The sequence below is a fragment of the Pseudomonas sp. S2_C03 genome (genome assembly GCF_054668405.1).
On record NZ_CP162766.1, the window covers coordinates 5641903 to 5663033 of the forward strand.

16 protein-coding genes are annotated in these 21131 nt (G+C 60.2%); 9 read left to right on the forward strand and 7 right to left on the reverse strand.

The genetic code is table 11. The features are described 5' to 3' along the window. On the forward strand, positions 1–2214 hold the full coding sequence (ppk1, locus tag AB4N64_RS25970; RefSeq protein WP_460119801.1) for a polyphosphate kinase 1: 2214 nt from the start codon (positions 1–3) through the stop codon (positions 2212–2214). Positions 2215–2308: 94 nt separating this feature from the next. Here the strand turns inward: ppk1 and ppx are convergent, their stop codons facing one another. Together ppx and AB4N64_RS25980 are read right to left on the reverse strand one after the other, a co-directional pair. Further along, on the reverse strand, positions 2309–3811 hold the full coding sequence (ppx, locus tag AB4N64_RS25975; protein WP_460119803.1) for an exopolyphosphatase: 1503 nt from the start codon (positions 3809–3811) through the stop codon (positions 2309–2311). A gap of 91 nt (positions 3812–3902) precedes the next feature. Beyond that, complete coding sequence (locus tag AB4N64_RS25980) at positions 3903–4577, reverse strand: amino acid ABC transporter permease (protein WP_460119804.1); 675 nt, start codon at positions 4575–4577, stop codon at positions 3903–3905. Between the two features lie 359 nt (positions 4578–4936). Between AB4N64_RS25980 and trxA the strand changes: the two genes are divergently transcribed. From trxA to AB4N64_RS26010, 6 genes are all read left to right on the forward strand, one after another. After that, positions 4937–5266, forward strand: coding sequence for a thioredoxin TrxA (trxA, locus tag AB4N64_RS25985; RefSeq protein ID WP_003206727.1), 330 nt, complete (start codon positions 4937–4939; stop codon positions 5264–5266). Between the two features lie 246 nt (positions 5267–5512). Further along, positions 5513–6772 carry a transcription termination factor Rho gene (rho, locus tag AB4N64_RS25990; protein ID WP_057712815.1) on the forward strand — a complete coding sequence of 420 codons (1260 nt, stop codon included), beginning with the start codon at positions 5513–5515 and terminating at the stop codon, positions 6770–6772. Between the two features lie 138 nt (positions 6773–6910). Continuing rightward, positions 6911–8866: an acyltransferase family protein gene (locus AB4N64_RS25995; RefSeq protein ID WP_460119807.1), complete on the forward strand. Its 1956-nt coding sequence runs from the start codon at positions 6911–6913 to the stop codon at positions 8864–8866. Between the two features lie 80 nt (positions 8867–8946). Continuing rightward, entirely contained in the window at positions 8947–10413 is a 1467-nt protein-coding gene (ubiD, locus tag AB4N64_RS26000) for a 4-hydroxy-3-polyprenylbenzoate decarboxylase (protein ID WP_460119809.1), read from the forward strand. Further along, the gene (locus AB4N64_RS26005) at positions 10413–11381 is read left to right on the forward strand and encodes a CDP-6-deoxy-delta-3,4-glucoseen reductase (protein ID WP_460119811.1); all 969 of its coding nucleotides are present in this window, start codon (positions 10413–10415) and stop codon (positions 11379–11381) included. Before ubiD ends, AB4N64_RS26005 begins: the two co-directional genes overlap by 1 nt. 292 nt (positions 11382–11673) lie before the next feature. After that, on the forward strand, positions 11674–12342 hold the full coding sequence (locus AB4N64_RS26010) for a gamma-glutamylcyclotransferase (protein WP_460119813.1): 669 nt from the start codon (positions 11674–11676) through the stop codon (positions 12340–12342). Here AB4N64_RS26010 and glpT read toward each other — a convergent pair. After that, entirely contained in the window at positions 12318–13667 is a 1350-nt protein-coding gene (gene glpT, locus AB4N64_RS26015) for a glycerol-3-phosphate transporter (protein ID WP_460119815.1), read from the reverse strand. The two genes, AB4N64_RS26010 and glpT, sit on opposite strands and share 25 nt — an antisense overlap. Before the next feature lie 327 nt (positions 13668–13994). Between glpT and AB4N64_RS26020 the strand changes: the two genes are divergently transcribed. Next, entirely contained in the window at positions 13995–14609 is a 615-nt protein-coding gene (locus AB4N64_RS26020; RefSeq protein ID WP_460119817.1) for an energy transducer TonB, read from the forward strand. Between the two features lie 84 nt (positions 14610–14693). Here AB4N64_RS26020 and AB4N64_RS26025 read toward each other — a convergent pair whose 3' ends face one another. Then, on the reverse strand, positions 14694–15671 hold the full coding sequence (locus AB4N64_RS26025) for an NADPH:quinone oxidoreductase family protein (protein ID WP_460119819.1): 978 nt from the start codon (positions 15669–15671) through the stop codon (positions 14694–14696). A 151-nt stretch (positions 15672–15822) separates the two neighbouring features. Between AB4N64_RS26025 and AB4N64_RS26030 the strand changes: the two genes are divergently transcribed. Further along, positions 15823–16230 carry a flagellar basal body-associated protein FliL gene (locus AB4N64_RS26030; RefSeq protein WP_460119821.1) on the forward strand — a complete coding sequence of 136 codons (408 nt, stop codon included), beginning with the start codon at positions 15823–15825 and terminating at the stop codon, positions 16228–16230. A 31-nt stretch (positions 16231–16261) separates the two neighbouring features. Here the strand turns inward: AB4N64_RS26030 and AB4N64_RS26035 are convergent, their stop codons facing one another. Genes AB4N64_RS26035 through AB4N64_RS26045 form a run of 3 tightly spaced genes read right to left on the reverse strand, consistent with a single transcriptional unit; the run spans position 16262 to position 21065 of the window. After that, complete coding sequence (locus tag AB4N64_RS26035) at positions 16262–17380, reverse strand: ABC transporter permease (RefSeq protein WP_460119823.1); 1119 nt, start codon at positions 17378–17380, stop codon at positions 16262–16264. Further along, positions 17380–20103 carry a ribosome-associated ATPase/putative transporter RbbA gene (gene rbbA, locus AB4N64_RS26040; protein ID WP_460119825.1) on the reverse strand — a complete coding sequence of 908 codons (2724 nt, stop codon included), beginning with the start codon at positions 20101–20103 and terminating at the stop codon, positions 17380–17382. The genes AB4N64_RS26035 and rbbA overlap by 1 nt, the downstream gene beginning before the upstream one ends. Further along, a complete protein-coding gene (locus AB4N64_RS26045) occupies positions 20100–21065 on the reverse strand; it encodes an HlyD family secretion protein (protein WP_460119827.1) in 966 nt (321 codons plus the stop codon). The genes rbbA and AB4N64_RS26045 overlap by 4 nt, the downstream gene beginning before the upstream one ends. Between the last annotated feature and the right edge of the window lie 66 nt (positions 21066–21131).

Below are 21131 nucleotides of genomic sequence, written 5' to 3' on the forward strand. Positions count from 1 at the left end.
ATGAATACCGAAGGACTCACTGAAGTTGCCGTAAACGAGGCTCTACCCGTGGTGGAGCAACTCGACGAGACCCCGCCGGAGCTGGAGCCTGCTCCACCGGCGGCGCCCGAGCCTGCGGCGCCGGCGATTGCCGTTCCCGGCCTGGATGACAGCAGTCTGTACATCCACCGCGAACTCTCGCAACTGCAGTTCAATATCCGCGTGCTGGAGCAGGCGCTGGATGAGTCCTATCCGTTACTGGAGCGGCTGAAGTTCCTGCTGATTTTCTCCAGCAACCTGGACGAGTTCTTCGAGATTCGTGTAGCGGGCCTCAAGAAGCAGATCACCTTCGCCCGCGAACAGGCCGGCGCCGATGGCCTGCAACCGCATCAGGCGCTGGCCCGGATCAGCGAGTTGGTACACGGTCACGTTGATCGCCAGTACGCGATCCTCAACGACATTCTGTTGCCGGAGCTGGAAAAACATCAGGTCCGCTTCATCCGTCGTCGTCACTGGACCACCAAGATCAAAACCTGGGTCCGCCGTTTCTTCCGCGACGAGATCGCGCCGATCATCACCCCGATCGGTCTCGACCCGACGCACCCGTTCCCGTTGCTGGTGAACAAGAGCCTGAACTTCATCGTCGAGCTGGAAGGGATCGACGCCTTCGGTCGCGATTCCGGCCTGGCGATCATCCCGGCGCCGCGCCTGTTGCCGCGAATCATCAAGGTGCCGGAAGAAGTCGGCGGTGCCGGCGACAACTACGTATTCCTGTCGTCGATGATCCACGCGCACGCCGATGACCTGTTCCAGGGCATGAAGGTCAAGGGCTGCTACCAGTTCCGCCTGACCCGTAACGCCGACCTGGCGCTGGACTCCGAAGACGTGGAAGACCTGGCCCGGGCCCTGCGTGGCGAGTTGTTCTCTCGTCGCTACGGCGATGCCGTGCGTCTGGAAGTAGCCGATACCTGCCCAAAACACCTGTCCGACTATTTGCTCAAGCAGTTCAACCTGAGCGAGAGCGAGCTGTACCAGGTCAACGGCCCGGTGAACCTGACACGTCTGTTCAGCATCACCGGCCTGGACAGCCAGCGCGAGCTGCAATACCTGCCGTTCACGCCGCAGATCCCGAAACTGTTGCAGAACAGCGAGAACATCTTCAGCGTGGTGAGCAAGCAGGACATCCTGCTGCTGCACCCATTCGAGTCGTTTACCCCCGTGGTCGACCTGCTGCGCCAAGCCGCAAAAGACCCCCATGTGCTGGCGGTGCGCCAGACGCTGTACCGCTCCGGCGCCAACTCGGAAATCGTCGATGCGCTGGTGGACGCCGCGCGTAACGGCAAGGAAGTCACCGCAGTGATCGAGCTGCGGGCGCGGTTCGATGAAGAGTCCAACCTGCAACTGGCCAGTCGCCTGCAAGCGGCGGGTGCGGTCGTGATCTATGGCGTGGTTGGCTTCAAGACCCACGCCAAGATGATGCTGATCCTGCGTCGCGAAGCCGGAGAGATCGTGCGCTACGCGCATTTGGGCACAGGTAACTACCACGCCGGCAACGCCCGCCTGTACACCGACTACAGCCTGCTGACCTCCGATGACGCGTTGTGTGAAGACGTCGGCAAACTGTTCAGCCAGTTGATCGGCATGGGCAAGACCCTGCGCATGAAGAAGCTGCTGCACGCGCCGTTCACGCTCAAGAAGGGCATGCTCGACATGATTGCCCGGGAAACCCAGTTCGCCCTCGAGGGCAAGCCGGCGCATATCATCGCCAAGTTCAACTCGCTGACCGATCCAAAGATCATCCGTGCGCTGTACAAGGCCAGTCAGTCCGGTGTGCGCATCGATCTGGTGGTGCGGGGCATGTGCTGCCTGCGCCCAGGCATCGCCGGTGTATCGCACAACATCCACGTGCGCTCGATCATCGGTCGTTTCCTGGAGCACACCCGGGTCTTCTACTTCCTCAATGGCGGTGAAGAGCAGATGTTCCTGTCCAGCGCCGACTGGATGGAGCGCAACCTCGACAAGCGTGTCGAGACCTGCTTCCCGGTAGAAGGCAAGAAGCTGATCATGCGGGTCAAGAAAGAGCTGGAGTTGTACCTGACCGACAACACCCACAGTTGGAGCCTGCAAGCAGACGGGCGCTACATCCGCAACACGCCGACCGGCAACCAGAATCCGCGCAGTGCGCAGGCGACGTTGCTCGAGCGGCTGGGCAGCCCGATCCTGACGGTGACTTGACCTTCACTGCGGCATAAAAAATGGCGATCCCTGCGGATCGCCATTTTTGTTTGCGCCAACTCTCCCACAGGGATCTCATTCGCAGATGTTGGGATCAGCGCACGTTAAGCGTGACGTTAACCCGCGTCAGCCATTCCGCCTCCAGCGCGAAGTCGGCCTGGGTCAACTGGTTTTCCTCCAGCCATTTTTCCGGGAATTGCACATCCAGGCTGTCACCGTTGGCGTTCAGCTCTACCTGAGGCATCTGCTGCGTACCGCGGATGTGGTGGAACAGGATCGCGAAGCGCAGTAGCACACAAAGGCGAATCAGCTTGATGCCGTCGTCGCCGAATTCGGCGAACTTGTCCTTGGGAATGTTGCGGCGGTGGCCACGCACCAGCAGGGCGAGCATTTGCTGGTCTTCGCGGGAGAACCCGGCGAGGTCCGAGTGTTCGATCAGGTAGGCGCCATGCTTGTGGTAGTGGTAGTGGGCGATGTCCAGGCCCACCTCATGCACTTTGGCGGCCCAACTGAGCAATTCGCGCCAGATGCCGTCCTCCAGATCCCAGTCCTTGGCGATCTGATCGAAGGCATGCAACGCCTTGCGCTCAACCCGCACTGCCTGCTCCTGATCAACGTGGTAGCGTTCCATCAGCGAGCTGAGGGTGCGTTCACGGACGTCTTCATGATGATGACGGCCCAGCAGGTCATACAGCACGCCTTCACGCAGGGCGCCTTCACAGTGATCCATGCGTTGCAACTCGAGGGCATCGAAGATTGCTTCGAGGATGGCCAGGCCGGCCGGAAAAATGGCCCGGCGATCAGGCTTGATGCCTTCGAAGTCGATCTTCTCGACGTCACCCAACTTGAACAGCTTGCGCTTGAGCCAGGCCAGCCCCTCAGCGTTGACTTCGCCGGTGCCGTGACCGCCAGCTTTCAAGGCCAGGCCAATGGCGCGGATGGTGCCCGAGGAGCCGATGGCTTCATCCCAGGTCAAGCGGTGCAGGGCGTGCTCGATGCTCATGATCTCCAACCGCGCCGCCGTGTAGGCCTGGGCGTAGCGGGCCGGAGTGACCTTGCCGTCCTTGAAATAGCGCTGGGTAAAGCTGACGCAGCCCATCTGCAGGCTTTCACGCAGCAGCGGTTCGAAGCGCTGGCCAATGATGAATTCGGTACTGCCACCCCCGATGTCGGCCACCAGGCGCTTGCCCGGGGTATCGGCCAGGGTATGGGAAACGCCAAGGTAGATCAGGCGCGCTTCTTCACGACCGGAGATGACTTCGACGGGGTGACCGAGGATTTCTTCGGCGCGGCGGATGAACTCGGCGCGGTTGCGCGCTTCGCGCAGGGCGTTGGTGCCGACGATCCTTACGGCGCCCAGGGGCATACCGTTGATCAGTTGGGCGAAACGCTTCAGGCAATCGAGCCCGCGCTGTATGGATTCTTCGCTCAGGCGTCGCTCTTCGTCGATGCCGGCGGCCAGTTGGACCTTCTCCCCGAGGCGCTCGAGGATACGGATTTCACCGTTCTGGGCCTTGGCCACAACCATGTGGAAGCTGTTGGAGCCCAGGTCGATCGCGGCGATCAGGGACAGGTTCTTGGCTTGGGATTGCGGCATGGTGTGGGGGTCTCGTTCGATAACCCCGACATCGTGCCACGATCAAACGCCAACGCCAACGCGCAGTGTTCAAAGCCTTGATCCTGCGCAGTCAATCGTGACGGTGCAGCGGCTCGATGGTTTCGCTGCCGTAGGGGGGCGTTTCTTCTTCGGCGAACAACCGCTGTGCGATCCAGCTCAGCAACTGCCGGATCATCAATGCCATACACAGGTACATCAACGCGGTCAGGGCGTACGTTTCGAACGCTCGCACATTGCGCGATTGAATGGCATTGGCGACAAAGCTCAACTCTTGAGTGGCGATCACGGAGCATACCGACGAACTGAGCATGACGAGGATAATCTGGTGGGTCAGGGCCGGCCAGGCGTTGCTCAGGGCGTGGCGCAACCCGCCGTGACGCAAGGCCTCGTAGCGAGGCATCACCTGGAGGGTGTCACCAATAACGTGCGTGGAATGCGCTCCGAGGTTGATCACCATCGCCAGTGCGGCGGCTTGCCATGGGGAGATCGATACGCCGATGGCAGGCAGGCCATAAAAGATGCACAACAGCTGCATCAGAAAGGGTGTATTGCGGATCAGCTCGACATAAACACCGACCATCGCCGCCAACGGGCGAATATTGCGCGCCCGTATGAGGGCGCCGATCACGCCGGTTCCGACCCCGAGTAGCGCACCAATGGTGGTCAGCTCCAGGGTGAACAGCGCCCCGCGAAGCAGCAGTTGAGTATTGTCCGCCATGGACAGGAAATCTGACGGATTGGCCATGACGTGTCCTCCAGTCAGGTGAATCTCTGTGATTGAACAGAGCACGGGTCATGCCAGGTGGGGGAGGACGACGGAAGACCCAATGGTCCGGGCGTTTGATGCATCGAGCGGTAGACGATATGCACCGCCATGGCGCATCGGACCTGGATCCTGAGCGCCTTTGGGGCCAGGTCCGGAAACGACCGTTCATCCGGGGAGGGCGGTCACGAATATCGGCCAAAAGACCACAGGGAGGCGGCTTGAGCTATACACACTCTCATGAAACACCATAGCGAGACTCAATCATCTGCGGCTTCCTGAACGAGGGAAGGGCGGCTATGATGGGCCACGTTTTTTTGCTTACAACCCTGGAGAATTCCATGAGCAGCGATCTGATCAAACACGTTAGCGACGCTAGCTTCGAAGCTGACGTACTCAAGGCCGAAGGCGCTGTACTGGTCGATTACTGGGCTGAATGGTGCGGTCCTTGCAAAATGATCGCTCCCGTTCTGGACGAAATTGCCGAGACTTACAAAGGCAAGCTGACCGTTGCCAAATTGAACATCGATGAAAACCAGGAAACCCCGGCCAAGCATGGCGTGCGTGGTATCCCGACCCTGATGCTGTTCAAGAACGGCAACGTTGAAGCGACCAAGGTCGGTGCGCTGTCGAAGTCGCAACTGGCTGCTTTCCTCGACGCCAACATCTGAGTGTCGTCGTAAAGTCGCGAAAAATGGCCCCGCATATTGCGGGGCTTTTTCGTTATAGAGGGCTAGACGCTCTGAAACTCAGGTGGTACATTCGGCACCGCAGTGGTTTCTCCACTGCCCCCTGCTAGCCGTCGCCGACGCACTCCTTTCGAACAAGTACGCGATCCTGTCGCCTTCTCCGCGGCGCGGCCTCATTAAGCCAAAAGCTTAATTTCCCCCCTCCATAAATGATTACGTCATTCCTATATGAATCTGACTGAACTCAAGCAAAAGCCGATTACCGAACTGCTCGAATTGGCCGAACAGATGGGCATAGAAAATATGGCCCGTTCGCGCAAGCAGGACGTGATTTTCTCCCTGCTCAAGAAGCACGCGAAGAGCGGCGAGGAAATCTCCGGTGATGGCGTGCTGGAGATTCTCCAGGACGGCTTCGGCTTCCTTCGCTCCGCAGACGCTTCCTACCTGGCCGGCCCGGACGATATCTACGTCTCGCCAAGCCAGATCCGCCGTTTCAACTTGCGCACCGGTGACACCATCGTTGGCAAGATCCGCCCTCCGAAGGAAGGCGAGCGCTATTTCGCGCTGCTCAAGGTCGATACCATCAACTTCGACCGTCCGGAAAACGCGAAAAACAAGATTCTCTTCGAGAACCTGACCCCGCTGTTCCCGACCGTGCGCATGAAGATGGAAGCCGGTAACGGTTCCACCGAAGACCTCACCGGTCGTGTCATCGACCTGTGCGCACCCATCGGTAAAGGCCAGCGCGGTCTGATCGTTGCTCCGCCGAAAGCGGGCAAGACGATCATGCTGCAGAACATCGCCGCGAATATCGCACGCAACAACCCTGAAGTTCATCTGATCGTGCTGTTGATCGACGAGCGTCCGGAAGAAGTGACCGAAATGCAGCGCACCGTGCGTGGCGAAGTGGTTGCCTCGACGTTCGACGAGCCGCCAACCCGCCACGTGCAGGTTGCCGAGATGGTGATCGAGAAGGCCAAGCGCCTGGTCGAACACAAGAAGGACGTGGTGATCCTGCTCGACTCCATCACCCGTCTGGCTCGTGCCTACAACACCGTGATCCCGAGCTCTGGCAAAGTGCTCACCGGTGGTGTCGATGCCCACGCCCTCGAAAAACCGAAGCGTTTCTTCGGTGCGGCACGGAACATCGAAGAAGGCGGCTCGCTGACCATCATCGCCACCGCGCTGGTTGAAACCGGCTCGAAGATGGACGAAGTGATCTACGAAGAGTTCAAGGGCACCGGCAACATGGAGCTGCCACTGGACCGCCGTATCGCTGAAAAACGCGTGTTCCCGGCCATCAACATCAACCGTTCCGGCACCCGCCGCGAAGAGTTGCTGACCGCCGATGACGAGCTGCAGCGCATGTGGATCCTGCGCAAGTTGCTGCACCCGATGGACGAGATCGCCGCGATCGAGTTCCTGGTCGACAAGCTGAAAACGACCAAGACCAACGACGAGTTCTTCCTGTCGATGAAACGCAAGTAACACGCAGCAGGCTTCAGCAAAGAGCGCCCCGCATGGGGCGCTTTTTTTTGCGCGTCTGCTATTTTGTATCTGATTTGATAACTTTCGCTGACGCACGGTGTCCCTTGCGGATGGGTTTGTATCGGGCAAGGGACGTTAATGCACACATTTGGTAATCGCCGTGACATCGACGGTCTGAGGGCGCTGGCCGTCATTCCGGTTGTACTCTTTCACTTCGGCTTCAGCACATTCAGTGGCGGTTTCGTCGGCGTGGATGTGTTCTTTGTCATTTCCGGCTTCCTGATCACCAGCATCCTGTTCCGCGAGATCGGCGCGCAGCGGTTCAGCTTTGTCGACTTCTGGGCGCGGCGTGCCCGGCGCATCATCCCGGCCCTGAGTGTCGTGATGCTCGTCACGTTGGCCCTGGGCTGGTTGCTGCTTACGGCCAAGGACTTTTCCGAGTTGGGCAGGACGGTGCGCTACCAGTCACTGTTCATTTCCAACATCCTGTTCATGCGCGAGGATGGCTACTTCCAGCCGGCTTCCGACCTGAAACCGTTGCTGCACACCTGGTCGCTGGCCGTTGAAGAACAGTACTACATCTTCTTCCCGCTGCTGATGGCGCTGTTGATGCGTCATATCCGGCATTGGCGCTGGATGCTGTTCGCGGTGCTATTGATCTCCTTCGGGCTGAACATCGCCTACATTGAGCGCAAACCCGACTTCGCTTTCTTTTCGTTGCCGACCCGAGCCTGGGAGTTGCTGTGCGGTGCGATGCTCGCCGTCATGCCTGCTCGAAAGCACGCGGTCCGGCCCTGGCTCTACCAGGCGGTCGGCATCGCCGGGTTGACGGCAATCCTGGTGGCAGTGTTCACGTTCGACCGCGAGACGGTGTTCCCAGGTTGGGCGGCGCTGCTGCCGGTGCTGGGGGCTACAGCGTTGATCTGGTCGGGCGGGCAAGGTTCGACCTGGGTTGGACGGCTGTTGAGTGTTCGGGCTTTCGTCTGGATCGGTTTGCTCTCCTACTCGCTGTATTTGTGGCACTGGCCGGTGTATGTCTACGCCAACGCCATTTCTGTCGACGGTATTCAGCCGTGGGAAGCACTCGGCTGGATGTTGCTGGCATTGGCGCTGGCCTGGTTGAGCTGGCGCTTCGTGGAATTGCCGTTTCGTGAAAAGCAGTTGCTGGCTGGACGCAAGCCGGTGCTCGTGGCGGGCCTGACGGCGATGGCCGTGCTGGCGGTGACCGGCTCCGTAGTGCGTTCAATGGACGGTTTCCCTCAGCGCCTTACCGGCAAGGCACTTGAGTATGCGCAGGCGCGCGAGTGGCGGGCCGGGCAGATGAAATGCATGCTGGTGACCAAAGACAAAAAGTTCGACAAGGCCTGCTTGCTCGGTGAACACCAGGAGCTGCCGGCGACACAGCTGGTTTGGGGCGACAGTCACGCGGCGGCATTGTTGCCTGCGATCAAGGCGGGTGCTGACCAGAAAGGGCGCCCGGTGTGGCTGTACAGCATGAGTGCCTGTCCTCCGATTCTCAGCGATGAACCGCGTCAGCGTTGCAGGGACTTTAACGAGCAAACCATGGAGCAAGTGCGTCGCTTGGGAATCAAGGACGTGGTGCTCGCGTCCAACTGGAGTCTTTACGTCTACGGCCGCGAGGACGGCGACAAGAAGGTCCTGCTCAACGAGCATGACGATACCGCCCAGTCCGAGGCACGCATGGCGGCGGCGATCAAAGCGCGGGTGGCGGCGATCCGGGAGGCGGGTGCGCAAGTCTGGTTGTTCAAGGAAGTGCCCTTGCAACACAAGGGGGCCGTTAGCCGGCTGACCAGTCTTGCTCGGGTTGGGCGCTCCACCCAAGGGCTGGGGCGTCCATTGGAAGAGCACTTGGCGCGCCAGCACTTTCTCGGCAGCCTGTTCGATTCGCTGAGTGCAGCCGATCCTGGCGTGCACGTGATCGACCCAACGCCCATGATGTGCGCCGGCGGGGTCTGCAGTATCGAAGTCAATGGCCACTCGCAGTACAGGGACGAAGATCACCTGTCGGACGTTGGCAGTGCGCGCTTGAGCCCGCTTTTTGCGCCGGTTCTTCTGGGCACCACCCACAATTGATGGCGACAGTGCGCTGACAGGCTGCTGTTCGGTCGTCAGAGCAGGTAGGATGTACGCCTATTTTCGAGGTGGCATCTTCAATGAAATTCAAGGATCTTCGGGATTTCGTGCAGCAACTCGAGCAGCGCGGAGAATTGAAACGCATCCAGGTTCCCATCTCTCCCGTGTTGGAGATGACGGAAGTCTGCGACCGCACGTTGCGAGCCAAAGGCCCGGCGTTGCTGTTCGAAAAACCCACCGGTTACGACATTCCGGTGCTGGGCAACCTGTTTGGCACCCCGGAGCGGGTTGCCATGGGCATGGGCGCCGAGTCGGTCAGCGAGCTGCGCGAGATTGGCAAGCTGCTGGCGTTCCTCAAAGAGCCCGAGCCGCCTAAAGGCCTCAAAGATGCCTGGTCCAAGCTGCCGATCTTCCGCAAGATCATTTCCATGGCGCCCAAGGTCGTCAAGGACGCGGTCTGCCAGGAAGTGGTCATTGAAGGCGATGACGTCGACCTCGCCATGTTGCCGGTGCAAACCTGCTGGCCCGGCGATGTTGCGCCTCTGATCACCTGGGGCCTGACCGTCACCAAGGGGCCGAACAAGGATCGCCAGAACCTCGGCATCTATCGCCAGCAAGTGATCGGCCGCAATAAAGTCATCATGCGCTGGTTAAGCCATCGCGGCGGTGCGCTGGATTACCGCGAGTGGTGCGAGAAACACCCCGGCCAGCCGTTCCCGGTGTCGGTGGCACTGGGTGCTGACCCGGCGACCATCCTCGGTGCCGTCACACCTGTGCCCGACAGCCTCTCCGAATACGCTTTCGCCGGGCTGCTGCGCGACAACCGCACCGAGCTGGTGAAATGCCGCGGCAATGACCTGCAAGTGCCGGCCACCGCCGAGATCATCCTCGAGGGCGTGATCCATCCGGGCGAAATGGCCGACGAAGGCCCGTACGGCGACCACACTGGCTATTACAACGAAGTCGACAGCTTTCCGGTGTTCACCGTCGAGCGCATCACCCACCGGGTGAAGCCGATCTACCACAGCACCTACACCGGCCGTCCACCGGATGAACCCGCCATTCTTGGCGTGGCACTGAACGAAGTGTTCGTGCCGATCCTGCAAAAGCAGTTTCCGGAGATCACTGACTTCTATCTGCCGCCCGAAGGCTGCTCGTACCGCATGGCCGTCGTGACCATGAAGAAATCCTACCCGGGCCACGCCAAGCGGGTAATGCTCGGTGTCTGGTCGTTTTTGCGACAGTTCATGTACACCAAGTTCGTTATCGTCACCGACGACGATATCAATGCGCGTGACTGGAACGACGTGATCTGGGCCATCACCACGCGCATGGACCCCAAGCGCGACACGGTGATGATCGACAACACGCCGATCGACTACCTGGACTTCGCCTCGCCGGTCTCCGGCCTGGGTTCGAAAATGGGCCTGGACGCCACGCACAAGTGGCCGGGGGAAACCACCCGCGAGTGGGGCCGGGTTATCGTCAAGGACGATGCCGTGACCCAACGGATCGATGCCATCTGGAATCAGTTAGGAATAGATTGATGCGTGTAACCTTGCAGCCGTCCGGAGCAGTGCTTGAGATACTGCCAGGCGAGCGGATTCTCGATGGCGCACGCCGTCTGGGCTATGAATGCCCGCAAAGTTGCCGCAATGGCAACTGCCACGTGTGTGCCGCATTGCTGGTGGAAGGACGGGTCGAACAGGCCGGCGCAGTGCGCGACCATGGTGAGTTCTACACTTGCATAGCAGAGCCGCTGGAAGACTGCATCGTGCTGTGGGATGGCGTGCTTGCGCTGGGAGAGTTGCCGGTGCGCAGCGTGTCGTGTCAGGTCACTGAGTGCAAAAACGTCGGCGGCGACACCTGGCGCGTGACGATGCGAGCGCCGGCGGGCAAGCCGCCGCGTTATCACGCCGGGCAGTACCTGATGATCGAGCGAGAGGATGGCGAAAAGTCCGCCTTCTCCCTGGCCTCGGCGCCCCATTCGGGGCGAGACCTGCAAATTCATGTGCTGGCGCGCGAAGGCAGTGCACGCGACCTGATCGAACAGCTTCAGCGCAACAAGATGGCGCGTATCGAAATGCCATTCGGCGACACGCACCTGGCTGAATTGCCCGATGGCCCGCTGGTGCTGATCGCCGCAGGGACCGGCATGGGCCAGATTCACAGCCTGCTCGAGCACTGCCGGGCCACGGGTTTCAAGCACCCGGTGCACCTGTATTGGGGCGTGCGTCGTCCCGAAGAATTCTACGAAATCGAGCACTGGGATGAGTGGGAGAAATTGCCCAATCTGTTCCTGCACAAGGTCGTCAGCGACCAATGTGGCTGGCAGGGGCGTTGCGGCATGCTGCATCAGGCGGTGTGCGAGGACTTCCCCGACCTGAACGCCCTTCACGTCTACGCCAGTGGCTCGCCGGCCATGGTCTACGGCACGTTGGATGCACTGGTCGAGGCGGGGATGGACGCCCACCAGATGCGGGCGGACGTGTTTGCGTACGCCCCCCGCGGCTGACCCCCCGTACCTGTAGGAGCGAGCTTGCTCGCGATGGTAGACCGAGCACCGCGGGGTGTCTGATCCTCCATCGCGAGCAAGCTCGCTCCTACAGGAGGCGCATATAACCCGCTATATAGCCGATCGATATTTATACTATTTAGCAGATAGCTGTAAGTTATATATATCCAGACAGCAAATTAAGAACCATGCCATGGCACTTAAATTGCCTTAAAAGTTATGTGCCTTATTGTTACAGCGGCGCGTTCTATTTAGTAATTCATTATCCGCGGGGAGCTGAACGCTATTCGCCATGAGCGCTATCGAATCTGCTTTTCTGAATCTGCCTTACCCTCCACGGCTCGACCTCGGGCCGCAGCATACGCACGAACAATTGCTCAGCTCGATGCAGGCGACCATGGCGCGTCACAAGGGTGGGCCGGTCTGGTTGTTCGCCTATGGCTCGCTCATTTGGCGTCCTGAATGCGCAGCGGTTGAACGGGTTCGTGGGCGAGTGCACGGTTACCATCGCGGTTTGTACCTGTGGTCCCACGAACATCGTGGCACGCCTGAAGTGCCGGGGCTGGTCTTTGGGCTTGATCGCGGTGGTTCGTGCAGCGGCTTTGCCTACAGGCTGCCGGAAGAACAGCTCGAAGCATCGCTCTACGCCTTGTGGCAGCGTGAAATGCCATTTCCTTCCTATCGCCCACACTGGCTCAACTGCCGTCTCGAAGACGGAAGCCAGGTTCAGGCGTTGGGTTTTGTTCTGGAGCGGCACTTGCCCAGCTATGCCGGTAACCTGCCGGATCATGTACTGAGCCATGTGTTCGAAAACGCTTGCGGGCGCTACGGTACAACTCGCGATTATGTCGAGCAGACCGCCAGCGCCCTGCGTAGCCACGCCATGCCAGACCGGAATCTGGAGGCGCGGCTCAAGCGTTGCAAATCAAAAGTGGATCAAGCGGTGGCTTCGCGGGTCTGACTGGCAGCCTGTTTGTGCCACAGCGTCGGTGCAAGGAAGGCCATGGCCAGCAGGCATGCGCCGATCAGCAGGACAAAACCGCCGTCCCAACCGAAGTGGTCCACGGTGTAGCCCATGGCGGCACTGGCCGCGACTGAGCCGCCCAGATAACCAAACAGCCCGGTAAAGCCTGCTGCCGTACCCGCCGCCTTCTTCGGTGCCAGCTCCAGCGCCTGCAGGCCGATCAGCATCACCGGGCCGTAGATCAGGAAGCCAATCGACACCAGGGCGATCATGTCTACCGTCGGGTTGCCGGCTGGGTTGAGCCAGTACACCAGCGTCGCCACGGTCACCAGGGCCATGAACACCATGCCGGTCAGGCCACGGTTGCCACGGAAGATCTTGTCGGACATCCAGCCGCACAACAGCGTGCCCGGAATACCCGCCCACTCGTAGAAGAAATACGCCCACGAGGATTTGTCCACGGTGAAGCCCTTCGCTTCCTTGAGGTAGGTCGGTGCCCAGTCCAGCACACCGTAACGCAGCAGGTAGACGAAGACGTTGGCCAAGGCGATGTACCAGAGCATCTTGTTGCGCAGCACGTACTTGACGAAGATTTCCTTGGCGCTGAATTCCTTCTCGTGGCTGGCGTCGTAGCCCTCCGGATAGTCGTTCTTGTACTTCTCGATCGGCGGCAGGCCAACCGATTGCGGGGTGTCGCGCATAGTGGCGAAGGCGAACACCGCCACGGCCAGGGCCACGGCCGCTGGCACGTAGAACGCCGCGTGCCAGTCATTGAACAAGCCCATGCCGAGCAGGAACAGCGGGCCGATCAGGCCACCGCCCACGTTATGCGCCACGTTCCACAGCGACACCACGCCACCGCGCTCCTTTTGCGACCACCAGTGAACCATGGTTCGGCCACTCGGCGGCCAGCCCATGCCCTGGGCCCAACCATTGATGAACAGCAGGATGAACATGATGGTGACGCTGGACGTGGCCCAGTGTGCGAAACCGAAAATGAACATCACCGCAGCCGAAACCAGCAGGCCGAATGGCAGGAAGTAGCGCGGGTTGGAGCGGTCGGAGACGATGCCCATCAGGAACTTGGACAAGCCATAGGCGATGGCGATCGCCGACAACGCCACACCCAGCTCACCGCGGGTGTAACCCTCTTCGATCAGATAGGGCATGGCCAGGGAGAAGTTTTTGCGCAGCAGGTAGTAACCCGCGTAACCGATGAAGATACCGGCGAAGATCTGCCAGCGAAGGCGTCGGTAGGTGCTGTCTATTTTCTCTTCAGGCAACGGAGCCTGATGCGAAGCAGGGCGAAAGAAAGCAAACATTCCAAAGCTCCAGATTTTTTGTTTTGACTGCGGATGCGAATGTTACAGTTTCATTACCGAAAATAGCACCTGTTTGCACGACCAAACAGCGGAAAATGTTCGACATCGCACATTCCTTTACGAACATGTCGCTTCGGTGCACCTGGGAGGCGCTGTGGGAATTTTTACTTCGCCATCATTGATGACGCATTCGCGGCCGGCGTAGGGCAGGTCTTTGGGAAACGTCCTGCAATCGAAGAGGAAGCTGTCACGTTATGTAAAAACTCACCGCGTCTTAACCTTTTCGTGCTCGCCAGATCTGGCGTGGAGACGCGAAGGAGTGTGGTTATGCGGTGGTTTGTGGTGGCGGCTATGTGGGGTGTGTGCAGCGTTGTGCTTGCCGGGGAGGTGTTTTTGATACCAGCGAATAATCCCACGCCGGCGTACCCGAGGGCACTTTACCTGGCTGGCATCGAGGGGGAGGTCAAGGTCACCATGATCGTGCATGCCGATGGATCGGTCAGCCAAGTATCTGCGCCTGAAGGTGCCCACCCGGAGCTGGTCGAGGCCTCCGTAACGGCGGTCAGGCAATGGAAGTTCAAGCCTTGGGAGATCAGCGACGAGCGTCCGGAGCGTGTCGATGTCGTTGCGCCAATGCTCTTCAGGTTGAGCAGCGATGTGCCGCTTGATGCGAACGAAATATTGAAAAAAGTGCTCTGTTCCGACCTCAGTAGTGAGGCAAAGAACTACGCGCAAAGTGACTGGGTCGATATGAACTTCTTTTTTTGGGCGCGCAGTTACCTGGCTCATTCCATCGCGTCCGGGCTGATGCCCAGAGATAAACGCCTGGAGTTGATCGCCAAACTCAACAGGGGAGTGCCCAGCATTATTCGGCGGTGCAATACGCATCCAACCAGCCGCGCCGTGCGATTTTTCCCGAAAGAAGTGCGTGAACTGCTTTAACAGCGGGGAATTTCGCGAACTTGGAGGCCAGGACAACCCCGGGTTGTCCTGGTCTCTTTACCTCAACCGAACCTCAACCGAACCTCAACGCACCTGCACCACCACCTTCCCGACGGCCTTGCGCTGGCCAAGGTCGTTGATCGCTTGCGCCGCGTTGCTCAGCGGGTAGACCTGTGACACCAGCGGTTTCAACTTGCCTTCGGCGTACCAGCCGAACAGTTGCTGGAAGTTGGCGGCGTTGTCCTGGGGTTGGCGTTGGGCGAAGGAGCCCCAGAACACGCCGACCACTGCGGCGCCCTTGAGCAGGGCGAGGTTGACCGGCAGTTCGGGGATGCGCCCGCTGGCGAAGCCGACTACCAACAGGCGGCCGTTCCAGGCGATGGCGCGCACGGCCTGGTCGAACAGGTCGCCGCCAACCGGGTCGTAAATCACGTCGGCGCCCTGGCCGTCGGTCAGGCGCTTGATTTCGTCCTTGAGACTGGCCTCGCTGTAGTTGATCAGCTCATCGGCGCCGGCTGCCTTGGCGATGGCCAGTTTATCGGCGCTGCCGGCGGCGGCGATCACACGGGCGCCCATGGCTTTGCCGATTTCCACGGCGGCAAGGCCCACTCCGCCCGAAGCGCCGAGTACCAGCAGGGTTTCACCGGGTTGCAGATTGGCCCGTTGCTTGAGGGCGTGCATCGAGGTGCCGTAGGTCATGCTGAAGCCGGCAGCGGTGTTGAAGTCCATGCCGGGCGGGACGGGCAGCACGTTGTAGCCGGGCACCGCGACCTGCTCGGCAAAACTGCCCCAGCCTGTGAGGGCCATGACCCGGTCGCCGACTTTCAGGTGGCTGACCTTTTCGCCCACCGCGCTGACCACGCCGGCGGCTTCACCACCGGGGGAAAACGGGAAGGGCGGCTTGAACTGGTACTTGCCCTCGATGATCAGCGTGTCCGGGAAATTGACGGCGGCGGCGTGTACGTCCAGCAGGATCTCGTTCTTTTTGGCGACAGGGCTGGCGACGTCTTCCAGCACCAGCGATTCGGCAGGGCCGAAGGCTTTGCACAGCACGGCTTTCATCAGGGCTATTCCTTTTGTAGTGATGGCCGATAAGTGTAGGTGTGAGTGTCGACGGGTCAACGAGCATGCCTGGCCCTGATAGTCAGCCATAAGCTTGTACTTGCGCGGCGGGCCGTTATGCTAGGCCGCAAACCGGATTGAGGAGCGAATTGTGAAAGCGTGGATCATGTTGTTGCTGGCCCTGTCCCTGCCTGTGACGGCCGTGGCTGAAGAGGCCAAGGAAGGCGCGGCGCCGAAGGTCAATTACATCACCTTGAGCCCGCCGTTCGTGGGTAACTATGGCCTGGATGGCACGCCCAAGCTCAAGGTCTACAAGGCCGATGTGGCGTTGCGCGTGACGGGTGACGAAGCGACCAAACTGGTCAAGGCCAACGAGCCGTTCATCCGTAATCAGCTGGTGCAGCTGTTTGCGCAGCAGACCACCGAGACCATGAACAATCTTGAAGCCAAGGAAAAGCTGCGTCAGGAAGCATTGAAGCTGACCCAGCAGATCATGAACGACGAAACCGGCAAGCCGGTGGTCGAGGACCTGTTGTTCAACAACCTGATCATTCAGTAAAGCCGCTGCTCCTGCGGCTGAGGGCTTCGGTTCAGGACGCGAGGCTTTTGCGAAAGCGCATCAGCGCAATGGCGAAGAACAGCACTCCGATGGTCGTGAGCGCGAGCAGGTCCGGCCAGACTACGTTCAGGCTGGCGTCGCGAAACAGGATGGCGGCGCCCAGGCTGACGAAGTGGGTCGAGGGTGAGCCCTGCATCACCCATTGCAGCCACTGCGGCATGCTGTCCAACGGGGTGCTACCCCCGGACAGCAGTAACATCGGGATGATGACCGGGATTACCAGCAAGCCGAACTGCGGCGTCGAGCGTGCCAGGGTGGCGAGGAAAATCCCCAGCGAGGTGCTGGCGAACAAGTAGCACGCTGTCACCAGCAAAAACAGCGGCAGCGAACCCGCCAGTGGCACGCCCAGTGCGCCCTTTACGATCACTTCCAGCGACAGCCAGGTGCACAGCACCACGACCAGCATATTGCTCCAGATCTTCGCCAGCATGATTTCCACGGCCGTCAATGGCAGCACCAGCAAATGGTCGAGCGTGCCGTGCTCGCGCTCTCGCAGCAGTGCGGTGCCGGTGAGGACGATGGCGAGGATGGTGATGTTGTTGACGATCTGGATCACTGCCAGGAACCATCCCCCCTCCAGATTGGTGTTGAAGAGCGCACGGGTGGTCAGCAGTGCGGGTGCCTTGCTGGCTGCATTACCCTGGCCGGCGTATTCGAGCAACTCCCGCTGGAAAATTCGCCCTATGTAACCGGCGCCCATGAACGCCTGGCTCATTGCCGTGGCATCGACGTTGACTTGCACGGCGGGCTGGCGACCGGCGAGCAGGTCGGCCTGAAAATTAGCAGGCACATTGATGACGAACGTGTACTGGCCGCCGTCCATCACTTGGTCCAGTTGCCCATAGGGCAGTGCCGCCGGCGGCTGGAATTCAGGTGGTCGAAGCGCTTGTGCCAATTGCCGCGACAACGGGGTGTGGTCTTCGTCCACCATGGCAACGCTGGCGTTGTGCACACCGATCACCGAGCCTGCCGCGGGCATGTAGATCGCCACGGTGAACGCGTAGAACAGGAACAGTAGCAGGACGCTGTCATGACGCAGGCTGGTGAGTTCCTTGAAACCCAGGCGAAGGATGTGAGCGAGCTTGTGCATCAGGCCTCCTGCTTTTTCAGCATCACCAGGCTGAGCCCAGTGAACACGAAGAAAAACCCGAATAATGCCAGGCATTGTGGCCAAAGCTGGCGCAGGTCCAGGGCCTTGGTGAATGTGCCGACAGCGATGTCGAGGAAGTGCCCGGCCGGGAACAGCGTACCCATCACTGAAGCCGCGCCCTCAAGGGACGAGCGTGGCACAATCAGCCCGGAAAACTGGATCGTGGGCAGGCTGGTGATGATCATGGTGCCCAGGATGGCGGCGATCTGCGTGCGGGTGAATGCCGAGATCAACAGGCCCATGCTGGTCGTCGCCAGCACGTAAAGCAGACCGCCAAAGGCAAGGGTCGGCAAGCTGCCCTTGAACGGTACACCGAACAGCCAGCGATTCATGGCCACCAGCAGCGCCAGGTTGACCAGGCTGATGACGAGGTAGGGAGCCTGTTTACCCAGCAGGAATTCGAGGCGGGTCAGGGGCGTGGCATAGAAGTTGGTGATCGAGCCCAGTTCTTTCTCGCGCACAATGCCGAGCGCCGTCAGCATTGCCGGGATAAATGCCAGGATCAACGCCATGACGCCGGGGCCTATGGCATTCACGCTGACCACATCCTGGTTGTAACGGAAGCGGGTTTCCAGCCGGGCGGGTGCGAGTTGACGCAGCGCAGGACTGCTCTGTTCGGCCAGTTGCTCCAGGTTGGCTTGATGCACCGCCTCCACGTAATTGCGGCTGGTCTCGGCGCGAAACGGCATGCCCCCGTCAAGCCAGGCTGCCACGACCGGTTGACGGCCCGCGTACAAGTCCCTGCCAAAACCTGCCGGTATCTCCAGCGCCAGTTTTATTTCCGAGCGTTGAAGGCGGCGGTGCAGCTCATTGGCGCTGCGGATAGGGGGTTGCTCATCGAAATAACGAGAGCCGCGATAAGCTTCCAGGTAAGCCCGGCTTTGCGGCGTCTGATCCTGGTCGTAGACCGCGAAGGCCAGCTTTTCAACGTCCAGGGAGATGCCGTAGCCGAAAATCACCATCATGAAGATGGCGCCGAGCAGGGCAAACGCCATGCGTACTTTGTCACGCAACAGTTCCTTGCCTTCCCGGCTGGCGACCGCCATCAGACGCCCGAGGCTGAAGTGACTCTCGTTCGCTGGCATGGCGGGCAGGACAGATGACGTCGAGGATTCGCCAGGCGTCGGTGTGGCGAGGTTGCCTTGCGCTTGCTCCAGGCAGGTCACAAACGCGGCTTCAAGGGTTTCGCCCATGAACTGCTGCTGCAATGCCGCAGGTGTGTCGCAAGCCAATACCTTGCCTGCGTGCATCAACGAAATGCGATCGCAACGCTGCGCTTCGTTCATGAAGTGGGTCGAGAGGAAAATGGTTACGCCCTGCTCACGGGACAGTTCGATCAACAATCGCCAAAAGTCATCCCGGGCGGCGGGGTCTACACCGGATGTCGGTTCGTCGAGGATCAACACTTCCGGGCGATGAAGCACTGCCACGGCAAGAGATAACCGCTGGCGTAAGCCCAGGGGTAGCGCGCCGGACTGCTGGTCGGCCACGGTGTCCAGGTTGAAGCGTCGGATCAGTTCGTCGATGCGTTGTGAGCTCTGGTCTTTTGGCAGGTCGAACAGCCGCGCGTGCAATGCCAGGTTCTGTCGAACGCTGAGTTCGCCGTACAACGAAAAGTTCTGCGACATGAAGCCGACCCGCTTACGCGTGGCCAGGTCCTTGGCGTTCACCGGCTTACCCAGCAGCATGGCCCTGCCTTCCGAGGCGGGCATCAGGCCGGTGAGGACCTTCATGGTGGTGGTCTTGCCGCAGCCGTTGGAACCAAGAAAGCCGAAAATTTCGCCACGACCAATGGCGAAGCTGACCTTGTTCACGGCGGTGAAGTCGCCAAAGCGCAGCGTCAGGTCATGGGCCTCGATGGCGATGTCGGTGGCGTTGCCGCTCAGGGGCGGGATCACCAGCGGCTGATTGTCGTGACGGCTGTCACCCTGGAAGTGGGTAAAGGCCACATCGAGTTTGCCGCTCGGGGTGGTCGCGGCCAGTTCCCGGCTCAAGCCGGCAGCAATCAGCTTGCCTTTGTCGAGCATCAGGCAGTGCTCGAACTGCTCGGCCTCCTCCATGTAGGCGGTCGCCACCAGCAGCGTCAATTGAGGGCGCTGGCGTCGCACGTCATCCACCAGTTCCCAGAAATGCAGGCGCGACAGCGGGTCGACACCTGTGGTCGGCTCATCGAGGATCAGCAGATCCGGCTCATGGATCAATGCACAACACAGCCCCAGCTTTTGCTTCATGCCACCGGACAGTTTTCCGGCCGGTCGGTCGGTGAACCGAAGCAGGTCGGTGGCCAGCAGCAGGTTGTGCATGCGCTGGTCGCATTCGGCTGTCGACAGGCCGAACAGGGTGGCAAAAAACTGGATGTTCTCGCGGATCGATAACTCTGGATAAAGGTTGCCGCCCAGGCCCTGAGGCATAAAAGCGATGCGCGCATAGAGGGTGTTGCGATGGCGACGATCCTGGATCGGACCGTTCAGCACCTGTAACTGGCCTTGCTGGAGCTTTTTCACCCCGGCAATCAGCCCCAATAGGCTCGATTTGCCAGCCCCATCGGGGCCGATCAGCCCGCAGCGGGTGCCAGCGGGCAGCTCGAATGCGATGTCGCTCAGTGCGGATTGTTTGCCGTACCGATGGTGGGCCGCGTTCGCGTGAACCGCGAGGCCGTTCATTGCAGGTTGACCGGCCAATCAACGCTTGCAGTGCGCACGTACCCGGCGCCGGGCATGCCGGGTTTGACCTGGGGCGGTGCGCTCGGGTCGGTCAGGCGCAATTTGACACGAAATACCAGTTTTTGTCGTTCGTCGCGAGTCTCGACTTCCTTGGGCGTGAATTGCGACTTGGCGGCTACGAAGCTGATTTTCGCCGGCAGCGGGTGATCGGGCAGGGCATCGAGCAAGATCCGTGCTTCATCACCCACCGCCAGGCGCCCGGTCACCGATGCGGGGAGGTAAAGATTCATGTATTGGTCACTTGGATCGATCAGCAGCAACACCCGTCCCCCGGCACCCAGTACTTCACCGGGCTCGGCCATGCGCAACTGGATGATGCCGTCGATGGGCGCGCGCAAGCTGCTGTCGTCAATTTCGCTCGTCAACTGCGCGACTTGCGCCTGGGCCGCGCCAATTGCCGCACTCACCGCTGAGACCTGGGCGCGGGCGGCGGTGACAGCGGCGTTGGCGGTGCCAATTCGAGACTGTTGCTGATCGATGATCTGGGCGCTGACAAAGCCATGCTTGAGCAGCGCCTGGGATCGACTGAGTTCCTGCTGTGCCAGCAGTTGCTCGCTCAGGCGCAATTGCACATTGGCTTGCGCGGCCGCCAGGTTTTCCCGGGCGCGCAATACTTCAGCTTCAGCCTGGTTACGCTGGGCTTCGAGGGTGCGGGTATCCATGCGGGCGAGCAATTGCCCTTTGCTGACCTTGTCGCCTTCATCGACCAGCACCTCAGCCAGTCGTCCGGGCGTTTTGCTGGCGATCTGCACTTCGGTAGCCTCCAGGCGTCCATTGCCGACATACAGGCCATCGGGCAAACGGTCATGCATGGATTTCCAGTAACCGAAACCACCGGCTGCCAGCAGCAGAACACCTAAAGCGCTGGCGAAAACAATCGAAGAACGGCTGGGCGTAGACATGTGGGCATCCTGCGGCTGTTGAGTCCTAGTCTGGTCGATCGAACGTGTGGACGTTTTGATGCCAGT